Source organism: Paractinoplanes durhamensis (genome assembly GCF_016862175.1).
In the GTDB taxonomy this organism is placed as follows: domain Bacteria; phylum Actinomycetota; class Actinomycetes; order Mycobacteriales; family Micromonosporaceae; genus Actinoplanes; species Actinoplanes durhamensis.
The window spans coordinates 18,920-42,509 of record NZ_BOML01000041.1 but is presented as its reverse complement, the minus strand read 5'-3'; the positions used below and the strand labels follow the sequence as shown (position 1 = coordinate 42,509).

Here is a 23,590-nt window from a genome sequence, read left to right as displayed (position 1 = left end):
CTGTCGCGGCAGGCGCCGGCCAACGGCGACCGGCAGGCGCCGGCCAACGGCGACGTGGCATCGGCGCGACGCGCTATCGCGACGACCCTGCCTGCGCGGAGACCGGGCGGCCGACGACCTCCCGTTTACAAGACGGGCGCGCTGGTGGGGAGGGCGCTGGGTGCGTGACCGGCCGCCCCGGCCGTAGCGGGCGGACGGCCCGGGGTTGCAATCAGCGCATACCGAGCAGGCGGGTGCCTGTTGGTCGGCTCGTACTCATAAAGAGCTTTGCCAACCGCAAAGCAGTCGGCGCGGGACTTGCGGGCGTGGTCTCGTGGCCGACTCGTCCTCATAGAGAGCTTTGCCAACCGCAAAGCGGTCGGCGCGGCACTCGCGGGCGTGATCTCGATGCCGGCGGATTCAGTGGCGGTGCAGCAAGTCTCGGACCTCGGCGTAGTGGCAGGCGCTCGGGTGTGGGGCGCGCTGGCGGATCTGCAGCAACGGCTCGTGGTCGGCGCAGTATGGCTGGGCCTTCCAGCAGCGCGTTCGGAAGCGGCAACCCGACGGAGGATTCGCCGGGGACGGCACGTCGCCCTCCAGAACGATGTGGTCGCGGTGGCCGCGCAGGCGCGGGTCGGGGACCGGGACGGCGGAGAGCAGGGCCTGGGTGTACGGGTGGGTGGGCTGTTCGTAGATGGCCATGTGGTAGCCGGTTTCTACGATTTTGCCCAAATACATCACCGCTACCCGGTCGGAGATGTGCCGGACGACCGAGAGGTCGTGGGCGATGAAGACGTAGGAGAGGCCCAGCTCGCGCTGCAGGCGCTCGAGGAGGTTGATCACCTGGGCCTGGATGGAGACGTCCAGGGCCGACACCGGCTCGTCGCAGACGATGATCTCGGGGCGCAGAGCCAGCGCTCTCGCGATGCCGATGCGCTGGCGCTGGCCGCCGGAGAACTGGTGCGGGTAGCGGTTGATGTGGTCGGGGTTGAGGCCGACCAGGTCGAGCAGTTCCTGGACGGCGCGTTCGCGGCCGGAGCGCGGGACGGCATCCGGGTGGATCGCGAAGGGCTCGCCGATGATGTCGCCGACCGTCATGCGGGGATTGAGCGACGTGTACGGGTCCTGCATCACCATCTGGATGTTGCGGCGGGCCCGGCGCAGCGCGTGGCCGGACAGCCGGGTCATGTCCTCGCCGCGCACCATGATCTCGCCGGCCGTCGGCTTCTCCAGGCCGACCAGGAGTTTTGCCAGCGTGGACTTGCCGCAGCCGGATTCGCCGACCACGCCCAACGTCTCGCCGCGGCGGAGCTGGAGGTCTACGCCGTCGACCGCGCGGACCTCGCCGACCTTCGAGCGGAAGACGATGCCCTGGGTGATCGGGAAGTGTTTGACCAGGCCGCGGGCGTCCAGCACCAGATCGGACACATCAGACACCGAGGACCTCCCGGATGAAGTGGCAGCTCGCGATGCGGTGCGGGGCGATCTGGTAGGACGGCGGCGGCTGGTCGCCGCGGCAGATCTCGCGGGCGTAACCGCAGCGGGGGTGGAACGAGCAGCCGCTCGGGATGTCGGTCAGCGACGGCGGCAGCCCGCGGATCACGTTGAGCTGGCGGCCCTTGTGGTCCAGGCGCGGGATCGATTCGAGGAGCGCTTTGGTGTACGGATGGGCCGGGCGCGCGTAGATGTCGTAGACCGGCGCCTCTTCCACGATCTTGCCGGCGTACATGACCGAGATCCGATCGGCGACGTCCGCGACCACCCCCATGTCGTGGGTGATCAGGATCAGGCCCATGTTGCGCTGGTGCTGCAGCTCCGCGAGCAGACCCATGATCTGGGCCTGGACGGTGACGTCGAGTGCGGTGGTCGGCTCGTCGGCGATCAGCACCTCGGGGTCGAGGGCGAGCGCCATCGCGATCATGACCCGCTGGCGCATGCCGCCGGAGAACTGGTGCGGATAGTCGTTGATCCGGTCCTTGGCGGCCGGAATCCGCACCTGGTCGAGCAGCTCGATGCTTCTTAGTTTCGAGGAAGCTCGGGACATGCCGCGATGCTTGCGGAACAACTCGGCCAGCTGGAAGCCGACCGTGTAGACCGGGTTCAGCGCGGACAGCGCGTCCTGGAAGATCATCGCGATCCGGTTGGCGCGCACCTTGCGGCGGTCCTTCTCGCCGAGTTTCAGCAGGTCGACGCCGCGGTAGAGGACCCGGCCGCCGGTCACGTGCCCGGGCGGCGAGTCGAGGATGCCCATCACCGCCTGGGCGGTGACCGACTTGCCGCAGCCGGACTCGCCGAGGATCGCGAGGGTCTCCCCCGCGTTCAGGTAGAAGGTGGCGCCGTTCACCGCCTTGGCCACGCCGTCCCGGGTGCGGAACTCGACGCGCAGGTCGTCGACGTGCAGCAGCGGTGCGCGCGGGTCGAGGCCGGGCAGCACGTCCATCTGGGCCTTGATGTCGGTCACCGGTGTCACCGCAACTTCGGATCGAAGGCGTCGCGGACCGCGTCGCCGAGCATGATGAAGGCCAGCACCGTGGCGGCCAGGAACAGCGACGGCCAGATCAGCGGGCCGGCCGCGACCCGGACGTAACCGGTGGCCTCGGAGATCGCGATGCCCCAGCTGATCGCGTCGCCCTTGAGCCCGATGCCGAGGAACGACAGGGTGGCCTCGCTGGCGATGTTGATGCCGAGCAGGATGGTCAGCACCACGATGAAGGACGCCATCGAGTTCGGCAGGATGTGCCGGAACAGCAAACGGCTGTTGCCGGCGCCGAGCATCCGGGCGGCCGCGACGTAGTCCTGGTTCTTGGCCGCGATCACCGACGAGCGCATGACCCGGGCGGCGGTCGTCCAGCCGAGCAGGCCGAGCGTGACGGTCACCGCGAAGACACCGTTGCTGGCCGGGTCGGATGACAGCCGCTTGGCCAGCACGATCGCGCCGAGCAGCAGCGGGATGCCGAGCATGACGTCGACGAAGCGGGACAGGACCGCGTCGATCCAGCCGCCGAAGAAACCGGCGCTGAGGCCGAACGCGGCGCCGATCAGGCCCGCGATCAGGGTGGCGAAGACGCCCACGATGATCGAGTAGCGAGCGCCGTAGACGGTCTTCGCGTAGACGTCGCAGCCCTGGAAGTCGTAGCCGAAGATGGCGCTGCCACCGGCCGGCTTGTGCTGGCGGCTGAGCACACACTCGCGCGGGTCGGCCGAGGTGAACAGCGACGGCCAGGCCGCCATCAGCAGGATCACCACGATCAGCACCAGCGCGACCCAGAAGACCTTGCTGCGGCGCAGGTCGTGCCAGGCGTCGCCGGCCAGGCTGCGGGGCCGGCCGACGGCCGGTACCTCGGCCGCGAGGATCGACGTGTCACTCATAGCGGATCCTCGGGTCGAGCGCGGCGTAGAGCAGGTCGACGACCAGGTTCACGACCAGGAAGACGATCACCAGGACGCTGACGAAGCCGACCACGAGCGGGCCGTCCTCGGTGCGGATGCCGCGGAACAGGTTGAAACCGACCCCGGGAATGTTGAACACCTTCTCGGTGACGATCGCACCGGACATCAGTGCGCCGAGGTCAACCCCGATCAGGGTGATCACCGGGATCAACGAATTGCGCAATACGTGTACGCCGATGACCCGCGCGCCGGTGAGGCCTTTCGCCCTTGCCGTACGCACGTAGTCGGCTCGCAGGTTCTCCGCCACCGACGCTCGGGTCACCCGCAACTCGGTGGCGACCACCAGGCTGGCCAGGACGCCCGCGGGTAACAGCAACTGCCAGAGGGTCGCGTTCTTGCCCGCGGTGGCCGGGAACCAGCCGAGCTTGATGCCGAACACCAGCTGGGCCAGCGGCGCGAGCACCACGATCGGCATGGCCAGCACGATCAGGGTGATGACCAGGGTGGCGTTGTCGAAGATGCTGCCCCGCCGGATGCCGGAGACGACGCCGGCCAGGATCGCGATGGTGGCCGCGATGACGATGGCCAGCAGGGCGAGACGCATCGTGACCGGCCAGGCGTCGGCCAGCATGCTGCTGACCTTCCGGTTGGTCATGGACGTGCCGAAGTCCCCGGTGAGCAGGCCCTTCATGTAATACCAGTACTGGGCGAAGAAGTTGTCGTCCAGGTGGTACCGCTCGGTCAGCGCGGCCCGCTGGCTCTCGGTGATGGGACGTTCGCCGACGAGGGCCTGGATGGGGTCGTCCTGGACGGCGAACATCAGGGCGTACACGATGAATGTGGCCCCGAAGAAGGTCAGGACCATCTGCAGCAGGCGCCGCACGATGTAGCGGAACATTTCGGTGCAGCCTTTTGAGCGAAGAAAGGTGGCGTCACGGTTTCATGTCGACCATGACGCCACCACCGTTCTTGAGCAGCCAGGTTAACTGGCGATCTCGATCTTGTAGATGTCCACCTTCTGGAAGAGGTCCATGCTCACGTTCGTGACCTTTTCCGAGTGGCCGAACACGTTCTGGCCGAAGCGCAGCGGGAGAACCGGCATATCCTGGGCAAGGATGTCCTCGGCCTGCTGCCACTTCTTCTCGGCGGCGTCCGTGGTGGCCGCCTCCGAGCCCTCGCGGACGAGGCTGTCGAAGGCCGTGTTGGTGTAGCCGTAGTAGTTCGACGAGCCGTCCGTCGTGTACAGCGGGCCGAGGTAGTTCTCCATCAGCGGGTAGTCCATCGCCCAGGCCAGCCGGATCAGACCGACCGACTTGTGCGCGCGCACCTTCTTCAGCAGGTCGGAGAGCTTCGCCTCGGGCGAACCGGTGCAGTTGACCCCGAGCGACGCCTTGATCTGGTTGCACATCGCGTCGACCCAGGCCTTGTGCCCGCCGTCCGCGTTGTACGAGACCTTGATGTCCGTGGGGCCCTTGGCCGCCGCGTATAGCGCCTTGGCCTTGGTCGGGTTGTACTCGCAGTTATCACCACACGTGTTCGGCCGGTAACCGGAGACCACCGGGGACACGAACGACGTGGCCGGTGTCTCCGAACCCAGGAAGATCTGGTCGGTCATCTCACCGCGGTTGATCGCCATCGAGATGGCCCGGCGGACGTCCCGGTTCGCGTACTGCGGGTCGTACATCGGGAAGCCGACGAACGCGAAGGCCGAGCTCGGGCTCTTCTGCAGGCGGGCACCGAGGTCGCCGGAGGCCGAGGCCAGGCTCTCAATCGGGACCTTCGTCTCGACGTCGAGGTTTCCGGCGAGCAGATCAGCGTATTGCGCACCCAGGTCCTGGTAGATCTTCCAGGTGATGCCGTCGACCTTGGGGACCGTTCCCTTGAAGTCGGCGACCTTCTCGACCTGGATCTTCGAGTCGTGCTCCCACTTGCCCTTGACCTTGAACGGGCCGTTGCCGATCGGCGCGTCGCCATAGGTGTCGGCCAGCACGCCGTCCGCCTTGAACGCCGCCTTGGGCAGCGGGTAGAAGGCGTCGTAGCCGATCACCGACTCCCAGCCCGCGAAGCCGGCCGACAGGGTCACCGTGAAGCTCGTGTTGGTGAGCTTCTTGAGGCCGGACAGCTTCTTCGCCTTCGGCTCGGGAGCCTTCTGCGGGCCGTCGCCGTCCGCGTCGACCGACTGCATCTGCGCGTAGCCGTCGATCCGGCTGAAGAAATACGACGCGAGTTGAGCGTTCGGCCCGTAGGCACCGTAATTCCAGGCGTTGATGTAGTTGTCGGCGGTGACCGGTTCACCGTTGCTGAAGGTGAAGTCGGGCCGGATCTTGATCGTCCAGACCTTGTTGGCCTTGTCGTGCGTGATCGACTCCGCCGCCACCGTGTACGGCTTGCGGTTGTCGTCGAAACGGACGAGCGGATAGAACAACGACGCCAACACGGACGAACCGTTCTGCTCAACCGTGTTCGACGGGATGAGACTGTCCGGCTCGACGATGCCGATGCTGATGGCGTTCGGCAGGGTCTCGTCGTCGTCCGAGGAGCCGCCGGAGCAGCCGGCCGCCAACAAGGCGATGGCGGCCGCACCGGCCGCCATCTTCCATGGGCCATTCCCACGCATGTGGAGGATGCCTCCTTCGTCGGCTCACGGGGGTCTGTGAGCCCGAGCAACTGTGACACAGCGATACCGAAGGTCGGTGTCCCGTTACCAAGCCGATACTAGCGACGGCCAGGATACGGCTTATCGCGTGAGACCGTCCACAGCGCCTTGAGCTGCGGGTATTCCACTGGGTGTGCGATCTACGACGCACCGCAGCGGCGAAGGGGCCAGAAGTCAGACAAGCCGCCGGTCGGCCGCCCATCGTGACAATTCGTAACGGTTGCTCATCTGGAGCTTGCGCAGAACGTTGGAGACGTGGGTCTCCACCGTCTTGATCGAGATGAACAGCTCCTTCGCGATCTCCTTATACGCGTAACCCCTTGCGAGCAGCCGCAACACCTCGCGCTCGCGGTTGGTGAGCTGGTCCAGCTCGGGGTCGGCGACCGGCACGTCGGGCCGGGAGGCGAACGCGTCCAGCACGAAACCGGCCAGCCGCGGGCTGAACACCGCATCCCCGTCGGCCACCCGGCGGATCGCCGCGGCCAGCTCGTCGGGCGAGATGGTCTTGGTGACGTAGCCCCGGGCGCCCGCCCGGATCAGGCCGATCACGTCCTCGGCGGCGTCCGAGACGGACAGCGCCAGGAACCGGACCTGCGGGTGCGAACGGCGCATCGCGTCCAGGACGGCGCGGCCACCGCCGTCCGGCATGTGCACGTCGAGCAGCACCACGTCCGGTTCGATCGCGGCGATCTTGCTGACCGCCTCGGCCACCGTGCTCGCCTCGCCCACCACGTTCACGTGCACGCCGAGCTCGGCGCGCACGCCGGCCCGGAACATCGCGTGGTCGTCGACCAGGAAAACCCTGAGACGGCCGCCGCCCTCTGACTCGGTCATCGTGCCGACTCCTTCCCAGCCGTCATGCTCTCTCGGGTGACGGGCAACATGAGGCGGACCTCGGTGCCCTCGCCGGGCGTGCTGCGGATCTCGGCGCGCCCGCCGTGTCGTTTCATCCGCCCGATGATCGACCCTCGGACGCCGTGCCGCGACTCCTCCACGCCGGAGAGGTCGAAACCCGCTCCCCGGTCCCGGACGAAGACGCTCAATTCATCCGCCTCGACCTCGGCGTAGAGCGAAATTGTCTGCACCCCGGCGTGCCGGGCCGCGTTGACCAGGGCCTCGCGGGCGGCGGCGACGAGCGCGGCGACCCGCTCGTCGCACTCGGTGTCGCCGACCACCACGGTCTCGACACTGATCGCGTAGGTGTCCTCGACCTCGGCGGCCGCCTGCTCCAGGGCCGCGGCCAGGCGCTCGGTCGGCGAGGCGGTCGGTTTGTAGAGCCAGTTGCGCAGTGACCGCTCCTGGCCGCGAGCCAGCCGCTGGACCTCTTTGATGTCGGCCGAGTTGCGCTGGATCAGGGCGAGCGTGTGCAGCACCTGGTCGTGGATCATGGCGGCCAGCTCGGCCCGCTCCTGCTCCCGGATCCGGCCCTCGCGCTCGGTGCGCAGCTGGTTGAACATGCGGTAGAGCAGCGGCGCGGCGACCACGCCGACCCCGAGCAGCCCGACCAGCGCGAAGATCACGCCGTTGAACACCGAGGCGAGCGAACCGGCCGGCGCGTAGACCGCGACCACACCGATGATGCCGGTGGCCACCAGCACGCCGCCGCCGATGAAACGGAACAGGAAGAATCGGCGGTCGCTCTCCGCCACCACGGCGGCCAGCCAGGGCGTCTGCGGCTGATTGCCGGCCCACTGGCCGCGCCGGGACGGGTCGGACTGGTGCCAGATGATGCCGGCCCCGACCGCGACCACCGCGATCAGCCAGCCCACCGTGCCGGCCACGCTGTCCTTGAAGACCAGCGCCTGGAGCAGCACCACGCCGAGGCCGATCGCCGCGAACGGCAGCAACATGGCGAGGTCGCGTCGCGCCGGCGCGTCGGTGGTGGGAATCTGTTGCGGCAGGACCGCCCAGAAGGCCGCGTAGAGCAGCAGGCCCAGCCCGCTGAAGCCGAGGAGGACGACCAACGCGATGCGAACCGCCAGCAGCGGGACACCCAGATGCTCGGCCAGACCGGCGGCGACCCCGGCGATGATCCGGTGGTCCCGTGGCCGGTACAGCCGGCGGGTGGGTGGGTTGACGGCGGTGCTGATGGTTCCTCCTCGGTTCGCTCATCCGATCGTCACACGTTCGGCGGCCCCGGGCCACGGGGAATGTCCCCCGGTATCGGGCCACCCGGATCTCAGGGTGGCCTCAGGGTCGGCGCCGGAAGCGACTAGGGCCGATGCGGCGACAGGATCGATGGCATGAACGACGAAGCTCCCCGTCCGCCATCGGACGACCCGACCACCCCACCTTCGTCGTCTGATTCCGCCTCGGCATCGCCGTCGGCGGAGCCGACGACCGAGCCGATCCCGCCCACCGGGCCCTACTTCGCCCGCGAGCATCTGGTCCGCCCCCGCCAGGGTCGATACGTCGCCGGTGTCTGTGCGGCGCTGGCCCGGGCCACCAACACCGACCCGGTCCTGTGGCGGGTGCTGCTCGCGGTGCTCGGCATCCTGAGCGGCGTCGGCGTCCTGCTCTACCTGATCGGCTGGCTGATCATCCCGGCCGAGGGCGACACCGCGTCGCCGATCGAGTCGCTGCTCGGCAAGGGCCGCTCCGGCATGGCCCCGCTGTCGGTGATCCTGCTCGGCGCGGCGGCGGCGATCTCGTTCGCGTTCATCGTCAACGACGGGATGCGGGCCGGGCTGCTCGCGGCCGCCGTCATCCTCGGCGCGGTCATCCTGATCAAGCGGAGCAACGGAAGCGGACGGCCCGCGGCATTTCCGGCGGCGACGCCGCCGCCTCCGGGCTTTGCGGCGGCGACGGCGACGACCGGGCAGCCCGCTGCGGCGTACGCTCCGGCCGGCTTCCCGCCGCCGGCGCCCACGGCCGCACCGGCCGCGGAACCGGTGACCGACTCCGACCTCCCGCCCAGGCCGCCGTTCGCGCCGCCGCCCAGTGGTTACCGGCCGCCGTTCGCACCGCACGGCCCGTGGGCCGGGTCGGCACCCACCGTCTACCCGCCGCCGCAGCCGATGCGGCCACCCAAGCCTCCCAAGCCGCCGCGCGAGCGCTCCAAGCTGGGCCGCCTCACGTTCTTCGCGGTGATCGTGGTGATCGGTGCGATGGCCGCGATCGACATGGCCGGAGCCAGCATCGCGGTGTCGGCGTACTTCGCGGCCGCCCTGATCACGATCGCGCTCGGCCTGATCGTCGGCGCATGGTTCGGCCGGGCCCGCGGGCTGATCGCGCTGGCGATCCTCACCTCGATCGGCCTGGGCATCGCCAACGGCGCCGAGCGCTGGGGCGGCGAGGTCGGCAACAGCACCTACCGCCCGCAGACCCTCGCCGCGGTCGCCGACCGGTACGACTTCACCGCCGGGAACGCGACGCTCGACCTGCGTGACGTCGACTTCAACGGCCAGACCCAGAGCGTCACCGCCACGATGAAGGTCGGCCAGTTGCGAGTGCTGCTGCCGGCTGCGGTCGACACCACCGCCTCGGTCAAGGTCGACGGCGGACGAGCGCTGGTCTTCGGACGTGAGTTCAGCGGGGACCGCAACGACACCAGCCACGAGGTGACCGACCTGGGCAACGACGGTGCCGGTGGCGGCACCCTCAAGCTCGACCTGCAGATGGACACCGGCAACGTGGAGGTCCTCCGATGAAGCCGCACCGCACCGACGGGGTCTCGCTGAGCTTCGGCCTGATCTTCCTGCTGATCGCGCTCTGGTGGGCGGTCTCCCGGGTGATCACCATCCACCTGCCGGCCATCGGCTGGCTGGTCGCCGGCGGGCTGATCATGTTCGGCGTGTTCGGCCTGCTCGGGGCCATCCGTTCCGGCCGCCGGGCACCGGCGCCGGTGCCGGCCACCGCCACCGTCGCACAGCCCGTCACCGAGCCGCAGATCCCCGGCGACCTGCCGCCGGAGGTGCACGCCTCGATCGTCCGGGAGCTCCTCGACGATCCGGCCGACCGCTTCCGCAAGGAGCACCCGGAGACCTGACTTCGGTGGGACAGGACGTAAGGCGCCGCCCGTGAGCAGTCCGCTCACGGGCGGCGCAATATGCTCGGCCTCATGACCACGTACCCCGCCGTGTCCAAGGCTCCCATCGTCGGCATCGGCAGCACGGCCGCCCGGGCCCTCACCGCCGAGTTCGCCCGGCACAACGCGGCCACGTCCGCGCTGGTCGTGGGCGCCGACCACGCGTCGCTCGTGGTCGCCTCCGCGGTCGAGGCGCTGCTGCCCGGCGACGCGCTCACCCTGGTCGCCGGCGAGCGCAGCACCGCCGAGTTGCTCCGCGACCACATCGCCGGGCTGGGCAGCTGGATCGCCGATCGGGTGAAGGTGGTGGACGCGATCGACGAGGCGCAGCCCGCCGACGTGCTGATCGTCGCCGAGCCGGTCACCGGCACCGCCCAGGAGGTCCGGGCCCTGATCGAGAGCCTCGGCAAATACCTCACCGACGGCGCCGTGGTCACCCTCGCCACCCCCGCGGTGCCCGGCCGCACCGGCGGTGCCGCCGCCGAGCTGTTCCGGCAGGGCGCCCTCTTCGGGGTCGGCTCCGACCTGGTGGTGCGCAACTCGCCGCCGCTGCGCGTGCACAAGCTACGGTTCACCACCGCGGCCACCGCGGTGGCGGCCACCCTCGCCCCGGCGTACCGGCCGTCCAGCGTGCCGGTCACCCGGAGCATGCACATCGACTCCAACGGGGTGGCCGCGGCCGGCATCGCGCTCGGGCTGGCCGCGCTGGCCCGCACGGCCCGGCCGAAGTCGAAGCTCTGGCTGCTGCCGGCCCTGGCCGCGGCGCCGGTGGCGGCGTTCTTCCGCGACCCCGAGCGGGACGTGCCGACCGATCCGGCCGCGGTGGTGGCGTCGGCCGACGGGCGGGTGCTGTCGGTCGAGCGGACGACCGACGCGCGGTTCGGGCCGGGCGAGTTCCTGCGGATCGCGGTGTTCCTGTCGGTGCTCGACGTGCACGTCAACCGGGTGCCGGTGGCCGGCCGGGTGACCGACTACTTCGTCGAGGACGGTGGGTACGCGAACGCGATGACCGCGGCCGCCGAGCACAACGTGGCCGCCTACACGGTGCTGGACACCGAGCACGGCACGGTCGTGGTGGCCCAGCGCACCGGGCTGATCGCCCGCCGGATCGTGCAGCGGGTGCCGATCGGCACGCTGGTGGCCCGCGGCGAGCGGATGGGCCTGATCCGCTTCGGCTCGCGCACCGACGTCTACCTGCCCGCCGACAAGGCCGAGGCGCTGGTCGCGGTCAACGAGAAGGTGGTCGGCGGCTCATCAGTCATCGCCCGCTGGCTCTGACCTTCAACGCAAGGAAGGGCCGCCCCGATCGGGGCGGCCCTTCCTTTGCCGACTGTCAGGCGCGCCGGGCGCGGGCCCAGAGGACCGGGCCGCTCAGCAGGTAGGCGATGACGATCACGGCGAACGTCAGCCGCGGGTCGACCAGGGCACCGACCACCGGCAGCAGGAACAGCCACGGCGGCAGGCGCAGCAGGCGGGCGAGCTTCGCATACGGGAAGCTCGACACCATCGCGAACGCCAGCAGCGCCACCCCGCCCAGCAGGGCCAGGCCCGGCACCGGCAGGTCGATCAGCACGGTCACGGCCAGCACGGCCGCCGCCATCGTGGTGGGCACGCCGCAGAAGAACTTGCCGTCCTTGGGCGAGACGTTGAAGCGGGCCAGCCGGACCGCGGCGCAGCCGGCCACCAGCACGCAGGCGATGGCCGCGGCCGGGGTGGGCACGGTGTGCGCGAGGGACGCGTAGACCACGACCGGGGCGGCCAGGCCGAACGAGCACATGTCGGCCAGCGAGTCCATCTGGGCACCGAACGGGCTGGACACGCCGAGCTTGCGGGCCAGTGCGCCGTCCAGGCCGTCGAACGCCACGCAGGCGACCAGGCAGGCGGCGGCCGGGCGGATGTCGCCCGCCATGGCCAGGAAGATCGCCAGCAGCCCGAGGCCCAGGCTGGCCAGGGTGCACGCGTTGACCAGGGCGAACCGCAGCTTGCGGGCCGTGGTCTGCGCACCCGGGAGGAGCGAGGTCGAGTCCTCGACGACCGGCGACGGCGGCGTGGCCAGGTGCGGAACGACCGGGCGGGGCGCGAGCTCGTGCCCCGTGTAGATCACCTCGGCGCGAGTGGCGGTGGCTGCCCGCCCGAACTCGCCTCGCCCGAGCTCGCCGTTGCGGCGGCCCACGCGCACCAGCAGCGCCTGCCGGGCGAGAGTGCCACCGCGGCGCAAACGGCCTGCCCAACGGCGGCCGGCGGGACGGGGACTATCCGTCGAACGACGCCGGCGCCAAGGGGTTCTCGGCACGTATTCCTCCATGGGAGTCGGTATGCCCACCTGCACAGTTGCGGTGGGTTGTGGCCCCGTAGCCCGCCGCACACGCGTCCATCGGGTGCGCGGGGGTTACACGATTGCACAGCCGCGCGTCCTTGGCGAGAGGTCGAACGGCGGCCCTTGTTACGGGCGGGCTAGCGGGACCGGACGCCCCGTGTGACGATTTTAACTCGCTTGTTCCCGGTCGATTCCCGCTACGGCTTCGCGGGCCAGCTCGGTCAGCTCGAGCCGCTCGGTCTCGGCCCGGGTGAACCAGCCGGCCTCGGCGGTGGATCCGCCGGCCGCCTCGGTCACTACCGGTTCTGTCGGCACATCGACCAGAACCCTGAACACGACCCGGATGACGTGCCAGTCGATCGGCACCCCCTCCGGCCCGACGGCCCCCGGGTCGTATCGATGCGAGACGCCCAGCAGGCCGGTCACCCGGCCGTGTTGCGAGGTCTCCTCGGTGAGCTCGCGGGCCAGGCCCTGCTCGGGGGTCTCGCCGTGGTCGGTGCCGCCGCCGGCGAGGTGCCACTGCCCGGCGCCGGGGTATCCGTCGGCGATCCGGGCGAGCAGGATCCGCCCGGCCGGGTCGGTGGCGGCCGCGTACGCCCCGAAGCGCTGCACCCGCTCCGGCCGCGCCAGCTCTTCATCCGACTTTTCCGAAAAGTCGGGAAAATCGGCAGACAGACCGGTCTGTTCCGCCGTGAACGGCATCAGCGGCACCGACGCCGGCGCGACCCACTCGACCAGGTCGGTCGTGCCGTCGGCCTCGGCCGTCAGCGACCCGCCGACCACCGCGACGTCGTAGAAGATCCGGTCGGTGTGCTCCAGGTTGCCGCCCGGCAGGCGGAACACGTCCGCGGACACGCCCCGCAGCCCGGAGATCCGAACAGACAGACCGGTCTCCTCAGAAAACTCACGGACCACGGCGTCATCCGGGTGCTCACCCTGCTCGACACCGCCGCCCGGAAGAGTCCACAGACCGGGGAACTCGCTGCGTGGCGAATTCCGGGCGAGCAGCACCCGCCCGGAATCGTCGCGGCACACCCCGTACGCCCCGACCCGTCTGATCTTCACCCAGCTAGGTTAGCCGCGCCTTTTGCAGCGCTTCGGCGGTCACCTCGGTGAGTTCCGACTCAGCCAGCCGGCGGACGTCGGGCAGCGGCATCCACAGCGCCTCGGACGTCGACCCGCCGACGTCCTTCACGATCACGTCGGTGGGGTCGTCGACGATCACCCGATAGAAAGCACGCACACCGTGCCAGTCGATCGGGTAGCCCTCCGGACCCAGCGAGGCCGCGTCGCGGTGGCTGGCCACGCCGAGCAACTCGATCAGCCGCCCCTCCTGGCCGGTCTCCTCGACCAACTCGCGGATCAGCGCGGTGCCGGGCTGCTCGCCGTAGTCGGTGCCGCCGCCGGGCAGGTGCCAGCAGCCCTCGCCCGGGTAGCCCGGGGCGATCCGGGTCAGCAGCACGTGGGTCTGGTCGGCGTCAGTGGCGATCGCGTAGGCCGCGAAGCGCTGAGCGCGATGCAGACCGTCCGGGCCCTCGTATGCGTAGAACGACGGGAAGGTCGGCGCCACGTCCGGGCGGAGATCGGGCGAGGCCGCGCTCAGCCCGAGCGCATCCGCCGCGAACGGGCGGATCTTCAGCTTCTCCGCCTCTTCCAGCGTGAACCACCGGGCCAGGTCGGTGGAGTGGCCGACCCGGTCGACGAGGTTGCCGCCACGGATCGACACGGAGTAGATCAGGCGATCGGTGTGGATGGTGACACCACGATGCGGCAATGAGCGCATGTCGGCCAGCACGTTGCGCAGGCCGGTCACGGTCACGCTCAGACCGGTCTCGGCCGCGGTCTCGCGGACGACGGTGTGGTTGGGGTCTTCACCATGATCGACTGCGCCGCCGGGGAGCGACCAGACGCCGGGGGTGCCGGAGCGGCTCGAGGCTCGGACGAGCAGCACACGACCGTCGTCGTCAGTGGCGACGGCATACGCGGCGATTCGCCGAAGTGGTTCCAGTGCGGGGGTCACGGGCGGCAATTCTGCCCGGAATATGTTAACTCCAGAAAACGTCTGTCGGATTCCTGACAGCGTGATGGCGCTGCGTAATCGCAGATCAGAGGGGTTTGGCCTACTCCGGGCAGCGGCATCGTCACCCGGCGTATCGGTCATTTCCGATCTTGTCAGGGCCGGATGTCAGGGTTCAAATCGGGGGGCTCACCGAGGTCGGCGGGCACTCTCCGCGGTCAGCATGGAGGCATGACTGACGCACTCTACCGCCGCCTCCTCCGCCCCCAGGACGACCGCATCGTCGCCGGCGTCTGCAGCGGCATCGGCCGCTACTTCGGCGTCGACCCGGTGCTGATCCGGGTCGCCTTCGCCATCTTCGCCGCCGTCACCTGGGGCACCGCACTGCTGGCCTACCCGGTGATGTGGTTCCTCATCCCGGAAGAGCCCGCGCCGACGCCTCCGGCTTGGCGAGACCCGAGCGACCCCACCTGGGGACGACCGGTCTAGCTTTCACTATGAGTACGCGTCGGCACGAGCCCCCGGTCCACAGCGCGAGCCGGGCGACCCGTCACGGCCGTTGCGCGACCGCAGGGATGAGGCGGTCCGCCGGGGTCACTCCCACTCGATCGTGCCCGGCGGCTTGCTCGTGACGTCCAGGACGACCCGGTTGACCTCGCGGACCTCGTTGGTGATCCGGGTGGAGATCTTGGCGATCACGTCGTAGGGCAGGCGGGACCAGTCCGCGGTCATCGCGTCCTCGCTCGACACCGGGCGCAGCACCACCGGGTGGCCGTAGGTGCGGCCGTCGCCCTGGACCCCCACGCTGCGCACGTCGGCCAGCAGGACCACCGGGAACTGCCACACGTCCCGATCCAGGCCCGACGCGGTCAGTTCCTCGCGGGCGATCAGGTCGGCCGCGCGCAGGATCTCCAGACGGTCGGGGTCGACCGCGCCGATGATGCGGATCGCCAGGCCGGGGCCGGGGAACGGGTGGCGCTGCACCATCTCCTCGGGCAGGCCCAGCTCGTTGCCGAGCGCGCGCACCTCGTCCTTGAACAGGGTGCGCAGCGGCTCGATCAGCGCGAACTGCAGGTCGTCGGGCAGGCCGCCGACGTTGTGGTGGGACTTGATGTTGGCGGTGCCGGTGCCGCCGCCGGACTCGACCACGTCGGGGTAGAGCGTGCCCTGGACCAGGAACTCGATGTGGCGCTCGGCGTCGAGCTCGCGGGCCGCGGCCTCGAAGGTGCGGATGAACTCCCGGCCGATGATCTTGCGCTTCTGCTCGGGGTCGGTCACGCCGGCCAGGTGGCCCAGGAACACGTCGGCCGCGTCCACCACCTTGAGCCGGATGCCGGTGGCCGCCACGTAGTCCTTCTCGACCTGCTCGGCCTCGCCCGCGCGCAGCAGGCCGTGGTCGACGAAGACGCAGGTCAGCTGGTCGCCGATGGCCTTGTGCACGAGCGCGGCGGCGACCGCCGAGTCGACGCCACCGGACAGGCCGCAGATCACCTGCTTGTCGCCGACCTGGCGGCGGATCTCGGCCACCTGGTCGTCGATGATGTTGCCGGGGGTCCAGGTGGGCGCCAGGCCCGCGATGTCGTAGAGGAACCGCTCCAGCATCCGCTGGCCCTGCTCGGTGTGCGCCACCTCGGGGTGGAACTGCACGCCGGCCCGCTTGGCGGTCAGGTCCTCGAACGCCGCCACCGGGGCACCGGGGCTGGACGCGGTCACCGCGAAGCCCGCGGGGGCCACCGCGACACTGTCGCCGTGGCTCATCCACACCGGCAGCCCCTCCGGCAGCTCGCGCAGCAGCGTGCCGCCCTGAGCCGTCAGCAGGGTGCGACCGTACTCGCGGGAGCCGGTGTGCGCGACCTCGCCGCCGAGCGCCTTGGCCATCGCCTGGAAGCCGTAGCAGATGCCGAAGACCGGCACGTCGTTGTCGAACAGCGTCGGGTCCAGCGACGGCGCGCCGGGCTCGTAGACGCTGGACGGGCCGCCGGACAGGATGATCGCGGCCGGGTTCTTGGCGAGCATCTCGGCGACCGGCATCGAGTGCGGGACGATCTCGGAATAGACGCGGGCCTCGCGGACGCGACGGGCGATCAGCTGGGCGTACTGGGCGCCGAAGTCGACGACGAGCACGGGACGCGGGGTACTCACCGGGCGAGTTTACCGGCGGCCCCGGTCGGGTCAGCGGCGGACGGTCGCCACCCGGAGGTTGCCGGCCTTGTCGTAGGCCCGGACCGCGACCGTGCGGGCGCCGGCCGGGATGGTGAACTGCCGCAGGTAACCGGCGTAGCTGCCGGCCACCTTGCCGTTGACCAGCAGCTCCAGGCGAGCCACGCCGGAGGCGTCGGTGGCCCGGGCGGTGACCTTGCGGCCGTTCGGGTAGACCGTGACCGCGGGGGCGACGTTGTCGGCGCGCACCGTGCGGCGGGCGGTCGTCATGTTGCCGGCCCGGTCGTAGGCGCGAAGCTCCAGCGCGATCAGGCCGCTGAGCGGGGACTGCCACGTGAAGGAGTACGGGGCCGCACGGTCAACCGCGATCAAGCGTCCCGCCGCGTACATCTCAAGATGCGTGACCCCGTGCTGGTCGACAGCGGCGGCACCCACCGTGACCAGGCCGCGGACCGTTGCCGCCAGGGCGCCGAAGGCGACCGCCGGGCCGGTGGTGTCACCGTCGGCGGGCAGCGCGGCGAGCGCACCCACCGCGTCCACCTGGCCGTTGCGCGCGCCGGTGGTCAGCGCCGTGCGGATGGCCGACGCCGACGGTGCCGGATCGGTCGCGGCGAGCAGGCCGGCCACCCCGGCCACGAACGGCGTCGCCGAGGACGTGCCGCAGTACTGGCCGATCGCGCCGTTGCGCTGCTGCGCCGGGTTGCACCCGGGAGCCGTCAGGTCCACCCAGCTCGCGCCGTAGTTGGACCAGGAGTAGCGGGCACCCTTCTCGTCGACCCCGCCGACCGCCAGGGCCGCCGGGATCGCCGCCGGGAAGTGCGGCTGGGTGGTGCCCTTGTTGCCGGCCGCGGCGATCACCAGGGCGCCCTTGCCGGTCGCGTAGTCCACCGCGTCGCGCAGGCCCTGGGTGTCCTCGTTGCCGCCGAACGAGGCGCTGATGATGGTGGCGCCGTGGTCGGCGGCGTAGCGGATGCCGGCCGCGAAGTTGTCGTAGTTGCCGGCGCCGGTCGCGTCCAGGACCTTGACCGGCAGGATCTGGCAGAACCAGCAGATCCCGGCGACGCCGAGGCGGTTGTTGCCGCCGGCCGCGGCCACCCCGGCGGCCATCGTGCCGTGCCCGTTGTCGTCCGACGCGTCGTCGTCGTTGTTGACGAAGTCGTGGCCGGGGAGCACCCGGGTGCCGAAGTCGGGGAGCTTGGTGACGCCGGTGTCGACGATCGCGATCGTCACCCGGGCGTCGCCGCGCACGGCCGACCACGCGTCGTTGACCCGGGCGTGCTGCACGCCCCACTGACCGGCGTAACCGGGGTCGTTGGCGGTGATCGCGTCGGTGTGGCCGATGGTGGTGTCCGCGGCGGGGGCGGAGAGAGCTGCGATGACGGCGAGGCCGGCAAGGAGTCCCCGAACGAGCATGCGGTGCGCCCCCTACGTGAAAGGAGCCGGCCACGGTGGCCGGCTCCCTCACGTTCGGTTCGCTGTCTGACCGTTCCGGTCCATCCCGGGTGCGGTCAGGTTGTGGGTCAGCGGTGGTAGGTCAGCACCGACGTGATCCGGGCGTTTCCGGCCACGTCGTAGGCCCGCACCTGCACCCGGATGCTGCTCTTCGGGTACTTGCTGGCCACGAAGCTGAACGCCGCGGTGTTGGTGTGCGTCTGCACGACCTTGCCGTTGATGATCAGCTGGTAGTTCTTGATGCCGTACTTGTCGGAACCGGTGTAGGAGATCTTGACGGTGCCCGAGATCTTGGCCTTGTTCTTGGGCGCCTTGGTGATCTTCACCGTCGGTGCGGTGTTGTCCGCGATGACGGTCCGGTCGTAGTACCGCTGGTTACCGGCCTTGTCGAAGACCCGGAAGGAGACCTTGGCCGGGCCGTTGCGACCGGCCGAGTTCCACTTCAGCGTCCACGGCGCCTTGTAGGTGCCGGCCTTGAACACGCCGTCCACCCACAGGGTGATCAGCCGGACGCCGGAGCCGACGTCGGCCAGCTTCGACGGGGTGAAGGTGACCGTGCCGCGCACCTTGGCGTTCTGCAGCGGGGAGAGGCCCGCGATGGTCGGCGGGGTGGTCTCGGTGCCCTTGGTGAGCGCGTTCGTCGCGTTCACCTTGCCGTAGGTCACCCAGCTGCCGATCGGGGTCGCGCTGCTCTGGATCGCGGACAGCAGCGACCAGCCGGTGAAGTTCGGCTTGGCCGACTTGAGCAGGCCGGCGATGCCGGTGACGATCGGGGCGGAGAACGACGTACCGGGCTCGCCGGTGTTGTAGTTGCCGTTCTTGTCCATCACCGCGTCCCAGCCGGGAGCGGCCACGTCGACCCACTTGTCGGTGCCCGAGTTGTAGCTCGTGAACGACGCCTTCTCGTTGGTCTTGTTGGTGCAGGCCGGGTCGGACGCGAACTCCGGGCAGCGGGCGGTCGCACCCACCGCGAGCACGTCGCTGTACGCCGCCGGGTAGTTCCGGGTCGTGTTGCCGCCGTTGCCGGCCGCCGCCACCACCAGCACGCTGCTGGCGTTGGCGTAGGCGACCGCGTCGGCCAGGACCTGGCTGTAGCCGGTGCCGCCGAGCGACATGTTGATGATCTTCGCGCCGTTCTGGACCGACCAGGTGATCGCCTTGGCGATGGTGCTGTCGTAGCCGTCGCCGTTGCTGTCCAGCGCCTTCACCGGGAGGATCTGGCACGCCCAGCAGACGCCGGCCATGCCCTGGCCGTTGTTGCCCCGGGCCGCGATCAGCGAGGACACCATGGTGCCGTGGCCCTCGTCGTCGGCCGGGTTGCTGTCGTTGTTGACGAAGTCGTAGCCGGGCAGCACGGCGCCGGTCAGGTCACCGACGGCGGTGACACCGGTGTCGATGACGGCGATCCGCACCGCCGAGCCGGTGGTCGTGTCCCACGCGGCCGGGACGTTGACCTCGTTCAGCTCGGGCTGGTGGCCCTCGGCGTAGAAGGGGTCGTTCGGGGTCACTTCAGCGATCTTGCGAACCCGGTCGACCTCGACGTACGCGACGTTCGGGTCGCTCCGCAGGGACGCGATGAGCGAAGCGCTGGCCGCCTTCGGCACCTGGAGGGTGGTGGCGTTCAGCTGGTCGAGGTTCTGCTGGGCGCGGGCGCCCGCCGCGGAAAGCTTCTGGGTGGTGGTCGCCGGGCCGGACCCGGCCTTGTAGCCGACGATCAGGCGGACCGGTGCGGCCGTGCCGGACGAACCGCCGGTCTCGGCTGCGTTGGCCCAAGTCGCGGCGCCCGTCAGCGATGCGACGACCGCTGTGGAGATCAGACCGACGATAATCCGTCGCTTGGTGAGCTGCATGAAAGCTCTTGCCTCCCCGTTGATATGGCGGACGAAGCGTAAAGGGCCATCGGCGAAGTGCAATGAGGTGTTTCACACTGCGGGATCTTGTGTCATTGAGCTGCTTGGTGCTGTCCTCTACTGTTCCGCCATGCGGAATCGGAAGCTCATGTGGTGGGTGGTGGGCGCCCTCGTCGTCGTCCTGCTCGGCGGCGGTGGCATCGCGCTGGCCGTGTCCCGCAAGTCTTCTCCCGCCGCGAAGCCGGTCGCCTCGGCGGCGCCCACGACGGCGGTGACCTCGGCCGCGCCGACTACGCCGCCGCCCTCCCCCGGCGCCGACATCACCGGTCCGCTCGACCTGCTGCTGCTCGGGGTCGACACCCGGGTCACCATCCCCGACTGGGAACCGCACTCCGACGCGATCATGCTGCTGCACGTCGACGCCGGGCTGAAATCGGGCTATCTCTACTCGCTGCCCCGCGATCTGCGGGTGAAGATGCCGGCGTTCGCGAAGGCCGGGTTCGGCGGCGGCACCTACAAGCTGACCGAGGCGATGAGCCGCGGGTCGCGGGTGCCGGGGTCGAAGAAGACGAACGTGCAGCAGGGCTACGAGCTGCTCACCAAGACTCTTACCGCGTACACCGGGATCAAGACCTTCCAGGCCGGCGCGATCCTCAACTTCGGCGGGCTCGACAAGCTGGTCGACCAGCTCGGCGGGGTCGACCTGACGGTGGACCAGAAGGTGACGTCGCACCACCGCAAGCCGGACGGGTCGCTGCGGCCGCTGGTCGGCGGCGAATATCAGGGGCCGGCCGCGGTCTACCTGCCCGGGCAGCGTCACCTGGTCGGGTGGCAGGCGATCGACTACGCGCGGCAGCGGTACGGCCTGCCGGACGGCGACTACGACCGCCAGCGGCATCAGCGGCAGCTCGTCCGGTCGATCCTCACCAAGGCACTCGCCCAGGGGCTCGTGTCCGACTCGGCCAAGCTGGAGGGCGTCATCACGGCTTTGGGCAACACCCTGGTGTACGTCGGTGGCCGCACCCCGCTCGAGTACGCGTACGCGCTGCGGGACCTCGCGCCCTCGAAGATCACCCTGGTCGGGCTGCCCGGCAACGGCGTGGGCGGCGGCAGCGGCTACCTCGGTGAGGCCCTGACCGCCGAGGGCAAGGGCTTCCTGACCGCGGTCGCCAAAGGACAGATCCCCGCTTACCTCGCCAAGCACCCGAAACTGGTCAATAAGTAAGGCTGGGTTTGGTCGTGCCGTAGAGCCAGGCCTGGAAGAACCCACCCAGGTCCTTGCCGGAGATCTTCTCGGCCAGCGCGATCAGGTCGGCGGTGTCGGCGTTGCCGTTGCGGTGCTCGCTCGTCCAGGTGGTGAGCAGCGTGCCGAACGCCTTGTCGCCGATGGTCTTGCGCAGGGCGTAGACGGTCATCCCGCCCCGGTCGTAGACGGCGGTGCCGAACAGCTTGGCCACCCCGGGGTTGCCGGGTGCCAGCTTCCAGTTGAACGAGTTGTAGGTGCGGTCGAAGCTCGCCTGCACCGCCACGTCGTCGTCGTGCTCCAGCCACAGCCATTCGGCGTACGTCGCGAAGCCCTCGTTGAGCCAGATGTCCTGCCACTTCTCCAGCGCCACACTGTCGCCGAACCACTGGTGGGCGAGCTCGTGCGCGACCACCGAGCTGTTCTCGCCGCCCTCGAAGAACGCCTGCCCGTAGGCCGGCCGCGACTGGGTCTCCAGCGCGTACCGGATCCGCTCGTCCTCGACGACGATCCCGCCGTAGGCGTCGAACGGGTACGGCCCGAACTGCTTGGCCAGGAAGTCGGCGATCTCTCCGGTGCGAGCGACCGACTTGGCGGCGGCACCGTCGGCCGGCACGGATTCCGGCACCGCGGTGACCATCGGCTTGCCGTCATGGGTGCCGGTGGTGATCCGGTACTGCCCGATGACCACGGTGGACAGATAGCTGGCCAGCGGCGCGTTCTCGGTCCAGCGCCAGGTCGTCCAGCCGTCGGCGGTGGTGGTCCTGCCGGGCACGCCGATGCTGATCGCCTCGAGGCCGTCCGGCACGGTCATCGCCAGCTTGAAGGTGGCCTTGTCGGACGGGTGGTCGTTGACCGGGTACCACGTGCTGGCCGATTCGGGCTGCCCGAGCGCGACAGCGCCGGCATCGGTGCGCAACCAGCCACCGTCACCGAGCGTTTTGTTGGCCAGTTGGCCCGGAGTGCCGGCGTAGTCGACGACCACGGTGAACGGCGTGCCCGTCCGGATGCCGGCCGCCGGCGTGACCACGAGCTCGTTGCCGGCGCTCTTGGCGGTCGCCGTCTTGCCGTCGACCGTGACCCTGCTCGCGGCCAGCTTCGCGAGGTCGAAGTCGAATCGGGACAGGTTCTGGGTGGCGACGGCGGTGATGGTGGCCGTCCCCGCCAGGTGCCCATTTTTCGGGTCGTAGCGCAGGTTGAGGTCATAACCGGCTACGTCGTAACCACCATTGCCATAAGTCGGGAAATAGGGGTCACCGGCCCCGTCGGCGCCCGGCTTGAACGTGACCGCGTCCGCCGACGCACTGGTGGCCGGCCCGCCGGAGGTGCTGCACGAGCCGACCAGGAATGCGATAAGGACGAAGCCCGCGCGCCGCATCATCAGTGGTCGAGAACCAGCGCCACCTTCTGGAACTCCTTGACGTCGCGGTAGCCGCACTTGGCCATCGCCCGTCGCAGGCCCCCGAACAGGTTGAGCTGCCCGTCCGCCCGGTTGGCCGGGCCGAACAGCAGCTCCTCGAGGGTGCCGTCCGGCTCGCCCGCGATGCAGAACCCGCCGCGCGGCAGCGAGGGGTGGCTGGCCGACGAGTGCCACCAGGCACCGCCCGCCGGTGCGCCCTCGGCCAGCGACAGCGGCTCGCCCAGCATCACCGCGTCGGCGCCGCAGCCGATCGCCTTGGCGATGTCGCCACTGGTCGAGAGGCCGCCGTCGGCGATCAGGTGGACGTAGCGCCCGCCGGTCTCGTCGAGGTAGTCGCGGCGGGCCGCGGCCGCGTCGGCGATCGCGGTCGCCATCGGCACCCGGATGCCCAGCACGGTGTCGGTGGTGGACCATTCGTCGGCGCCCACGCCCACGATCACGCCGGCCGCGCCGGTGCGCATCAGGTGCAGCGCCGTCTTGTAGTCGGTGCAGCCACCCACGATCACCGGCAGGTCGAGGTCGGCGATGAATTCCTTGAGGTTGAGCGGCTCGTCCGTCGTGGACACGTGCTCGGCGCTGACCAGGGTGCCCTGGATGACGAGCAGGTCGACGCCGGCGTCCAGCACCACCGGGGCGAGCGCCAGCGTGTGCTGCGGCGACACCCGGACGGCGACGGTGACGCCGCCCTCCCGCATCACCCGCACCCGCTCGGCGATCAGCTCCGGCCTGATCGGCTCGGAGTAGACCTCCTGGAGCCGCTTGGTGGCGTCGGCGTCCTCGTCCAGCGACGCCAGCTCTTCGAGGATCTTGGTGGGGTCCTCGTAGCGGGTCCAGAGGCCCTCGGCGTTGAGCACGCCCAGGCCGCCGAGGCGGCCCAGGGCGACGGCCGACTCCGGGCTCATGGTGGCGTCGGACGGGTGCGCGACGCACGGGATCTTGAACGGGTAGGCGTCGACGCGCCACTCGGTGGACACGTCGTCCACGTCGCGGGTCCGCCGGCTCGGAACGATGGCGATGTCGTCCAGGTGGTAACCGCGCTGGGCGGTCTTTCCGAGACCGATCTCCACGACGTCACGCAT

Annotated in this window: 20 protein-coding genes; 5 read left to right on the top strand and 15 right to left on the bottom strand. The window is 70.0% G+C overall.

The features are described 5' to 3' along the window. Positions 1–399: 399 nt before the first annotated feature. The 7 genes from Adu01nite_RS26525 to Adu01nite_RS26495 all read right to left on the bottom strand — a co-directional run bounded on the left by Adu01nite_RS26525 (position 400) and on the right by Adu01nite_RS26495 (position 8,115). The gene (locus Adu01nite_RS26525; protein ID WP_203730503.1) at positions 400–1,407 is read right to left on the bottom strand and encodes an ABC transporter ATP-binding protein; all 1,008 of its coding nucleotides are present in this window, start codon (positions 1,405–1,407) and stop codon (positions 400–402) included. Position 1,408: 1 nt separating this feature from the next. Next, positions 1,409–2,419 carry an ABC transporter ATP-binding protein gene (locus Adu01nite_RS26520; RefSeq protein ID WP_203730502.1) on the bottom strand — a complete coding sequence of 337 codons (1,011 nt, stop codon included), beginning with the start codon at positions 2,417–2,419 and terminating at the stop codon, positions 1,409–1,411. Positions 2,420–2,445: 26 nt separating this feature from the next. Beyond that, the gene (locus Adu01nite_RS26515) at positions 2,446–3,348 is read right to left on the bottom strand and encodes an ABC transporter permease (protein ID WP_203730373.1); all 903 of its coding nucleotides are present in this window, start codon (positions 3,346–3,348) and stop codon (positions 2,446–2,448) included. Then, positions 3,341–4,267 (bottom strand): ABC transporter permease, encoded by a 927-nt coding sequence (locus Adu01nite_RS26510; RefSeq protein ID WP_203730371.1) that lies wholly within the window; start codon positions 4,265–4,267, stop codon positions 3,341–3,343. The genes Adu01nite_RS26515 and Adu01nite_RS26510 overlap by 8 nt, the downstream gene beginning before the upstream one ends. 84 nt (positions 4,268–4,351) lie before the next feature. After that, positions 4,352–5,986 (bottom strand): peptide ABC transporter substrate-binding protein, encoded by a 1,635-nt coding sequence (locus Adu01nite_RS26505; protein WP_239132716.1) that lies wholly within the window; start codon positions 5,984–5,986, stop codon positions 4,352–4,354. Positions 5,987–6,199: 213 nt separating this feature from the next. Next, positions 6,200–6,859, bottom strand: coding sequence for a response regulator (locus tag Adu01nite_RS26500; RefSeq protein WP_203730369.1), 660 nt, complete (start codon positions 6,857–6,859; stop codon positions 6,200–6,202). Further along, the gene (locus tag Adu01nite_RS26495) at positions 6,856–8,115 is read right to left on the bottom strand and encodes an ATP-binding protein (protein ID WP_203730500.1); all 1,260 of its coding nucleotides are present in this window, start codon (positions 8,113–8,115) and stop codon (positions 6,856–6,858) included. Before Adu01nite_RS26495 ends, Adu01nite_RS26500 begins: the two co-directional genes overlap by 4 nt. A 153-nt stretch (positions 8,116–8,268) precedes the next feature. Between Adu01nite_RS26495 and Adu01nite_RS26490 the strand changes: the two genes are divergently transcribed. The 3 genes from Adu01nite_RS26490 (at position 8,269) to Adu01nite_RS26480 (ending at position 11,330) form a co-directional block, all read left to right on the top strand. Then, the gene (locus Adu01nite_RS26490) at positions 8,269–9,675 is read left to right on the top strand and encodes a PspC domain-containing protein (protein ID WP_203730367.1); all 1,407 of its coding nucleotides are present in this window, start codon (positions 8,269–8,271) and stop codon (positions 9,673–9,675) included. After that, positions 9,672–10,013: a hypothetical protein gene (locus Adu01nite_RS26485; protein ID WP_203730366.1), complete on the top strand. Its 342-nt coding sequence runs from the start codon at positions 9,672–9,674 to the stop codon at positions 10,011–10,013. The genes Adu01nite_RS26490 and Adu01nite_RS26485 overlap by 4 nt, the downstream gene beginning before the upstream one ends. A 72-nt stretch (positions 10,014–10,085) precedes the next feature. Then, entirely contained in the window at positions 10,086–11,330 is a 1,245-nt protein-coding gene (locus Adu01nite_RS26480) for a phosphatidylserine decarboxylase (RefSeq protein WP_203730364.1), read from the top strand. Between the two features lie 55 nt (positions 11,331–11,385). On the opposite strand, the gene Adu01nite_RS26475 is transcribed toward Adu01nite_RS26480, so the two are convergent. The 3 genes from Adu01nite_RS26475 to Adu01nite_RS26465 form a co-directional block, all read right to left on the bottom strand. After that, entirely contained in the window at positions 11,386–12,270 is an 885-nt protein-coding gene (locus tag Adu01nite_RS26475; protein ID WP_203730361.1) for a CDP-alcohol phosphatidyltransferase family protein, read from the bottom strand. Positions 12,271–12,537: 267 nt separating this feature from the next. Continuing rightward, positions 12,538–13,434, bottom strand: coding sequence for an NUDIX domain-containing protein (locus Adu01nite_RS26470; protein ID WP_203730359.1), 897 nt, complete (start codon positions 13,432–13,434; stop codon positions 12,538–12,540). 4 nt (positions 13,435–13,438) lie between these two features. After that, positions 13,439–14,389 (bottom strand): NUDIX hydrolase, encoded by a 951-nt coding sequence (locus Adu01nite_RS26465; protein ID WP_203730357.1) that lies wholly within the window; start codon positions 14,387–14,389, stop codon positions 13,439–13,441. Between the two features lie 228 nt (positions 14,390–14,617). On the opposite strand from Adu01nite_RS26465, the gene Adu01nite_RS26460 reads away from it, so the two are divergent. Next, a complete protein-coding gene (locus Adu01nite_RS26460; RefSeq protein ID WP_203730355.1) occupies positions 14,618–14,875 on the top strand; it encodes a PspC domain-containing protein in 258 nt (85 codons plus the stop codon). Between the two features lie 105 nt (positions 14,876–14,980). On the opposite strand, the gene guaA is transcribed toward Adu01nite_RS26460, so the two are convergent. The 3 genes from guaA to Adu01nite_RS26445 form a co-directional block, all read right to left on the bottom strand. Next, positions 14,981–16,528, bottom strand: coding sequence for a glutamine-hydrolyzing GMP synthase (gene guaA / locus Adu01nite_RS26455; protein WP_203730353.1), 1,548 nt, complete (start codon positions 16,526–16,528; stop codon positions 14,981–14,983). Between the two features lie 30 nt (positions 16,529–16,558). Continuing rightward, on the bottom strand, positions 16,559–17,959 hold the full coding sequence (locus tag Adu01nite_RS26450; RefSeq protein ID WP_203730351.1) for a S8 family serine peptidase: 1,401 nt from the start codon (positions 17,957–17,959) through the stop codon (positions 16,559–16,561). 107 nt (positions 17,960–18,066) lie between these two features. After that, a complete protein-coding gene (locus Adu01nite_RS26445) occupies positions 18,067–19,848 on the bottom strand; it encodes a S8 family serine peptidase (RefSeq protein WP_203730349.1) in 1,782 nt (593 codons plus the stop codon). Between the two features lie 130 nt (positions 19,849–19,978). Between Adu01nite_RS26445 and Adu01nite_RS26440 the strand changes: the two genes are divergently transcribed. After that, complete coding sequence (locus tag Adu01nite_RS26440) at positions 19,979–21,073, top strand: LCP family protein (protein WP_203730347.1); 1,095 nt, start codon at positions 19,979–19,981, stop codon at positions 21,071–21,073. Here Adu01nite_RS26440 and Adu01nite_RS26435 read toward each other — a convergent pair. Next, complete coding sequence (locus Adu01nite_RS26435) at positions 21,063–22,469, bottom strand: M1 family metallopeptidase (RefSeq protein WP_203730499.1); 1,407 nt, start codon at positions 22,467–22,469, stop codon at positions 21,063–21,065. The genes Adu01nite_RS26440 and Adu01nite_RS26435 overlap by 11 nt on opposite strands. Before the next feature lie 2 nt (positions 22,470–22,471). Continuing rightward, complete coding sequence (locus tag Adu01nite_RS26430) at positions 22,472–23,590, bottom strand: GuaB3 family IMP dehydrogenase-related protein (RefSeq protein ID WP_203730345.1); 1,119 nt, start codon at positions 23,588–23,590, stop codon at positions 22,472–22,474.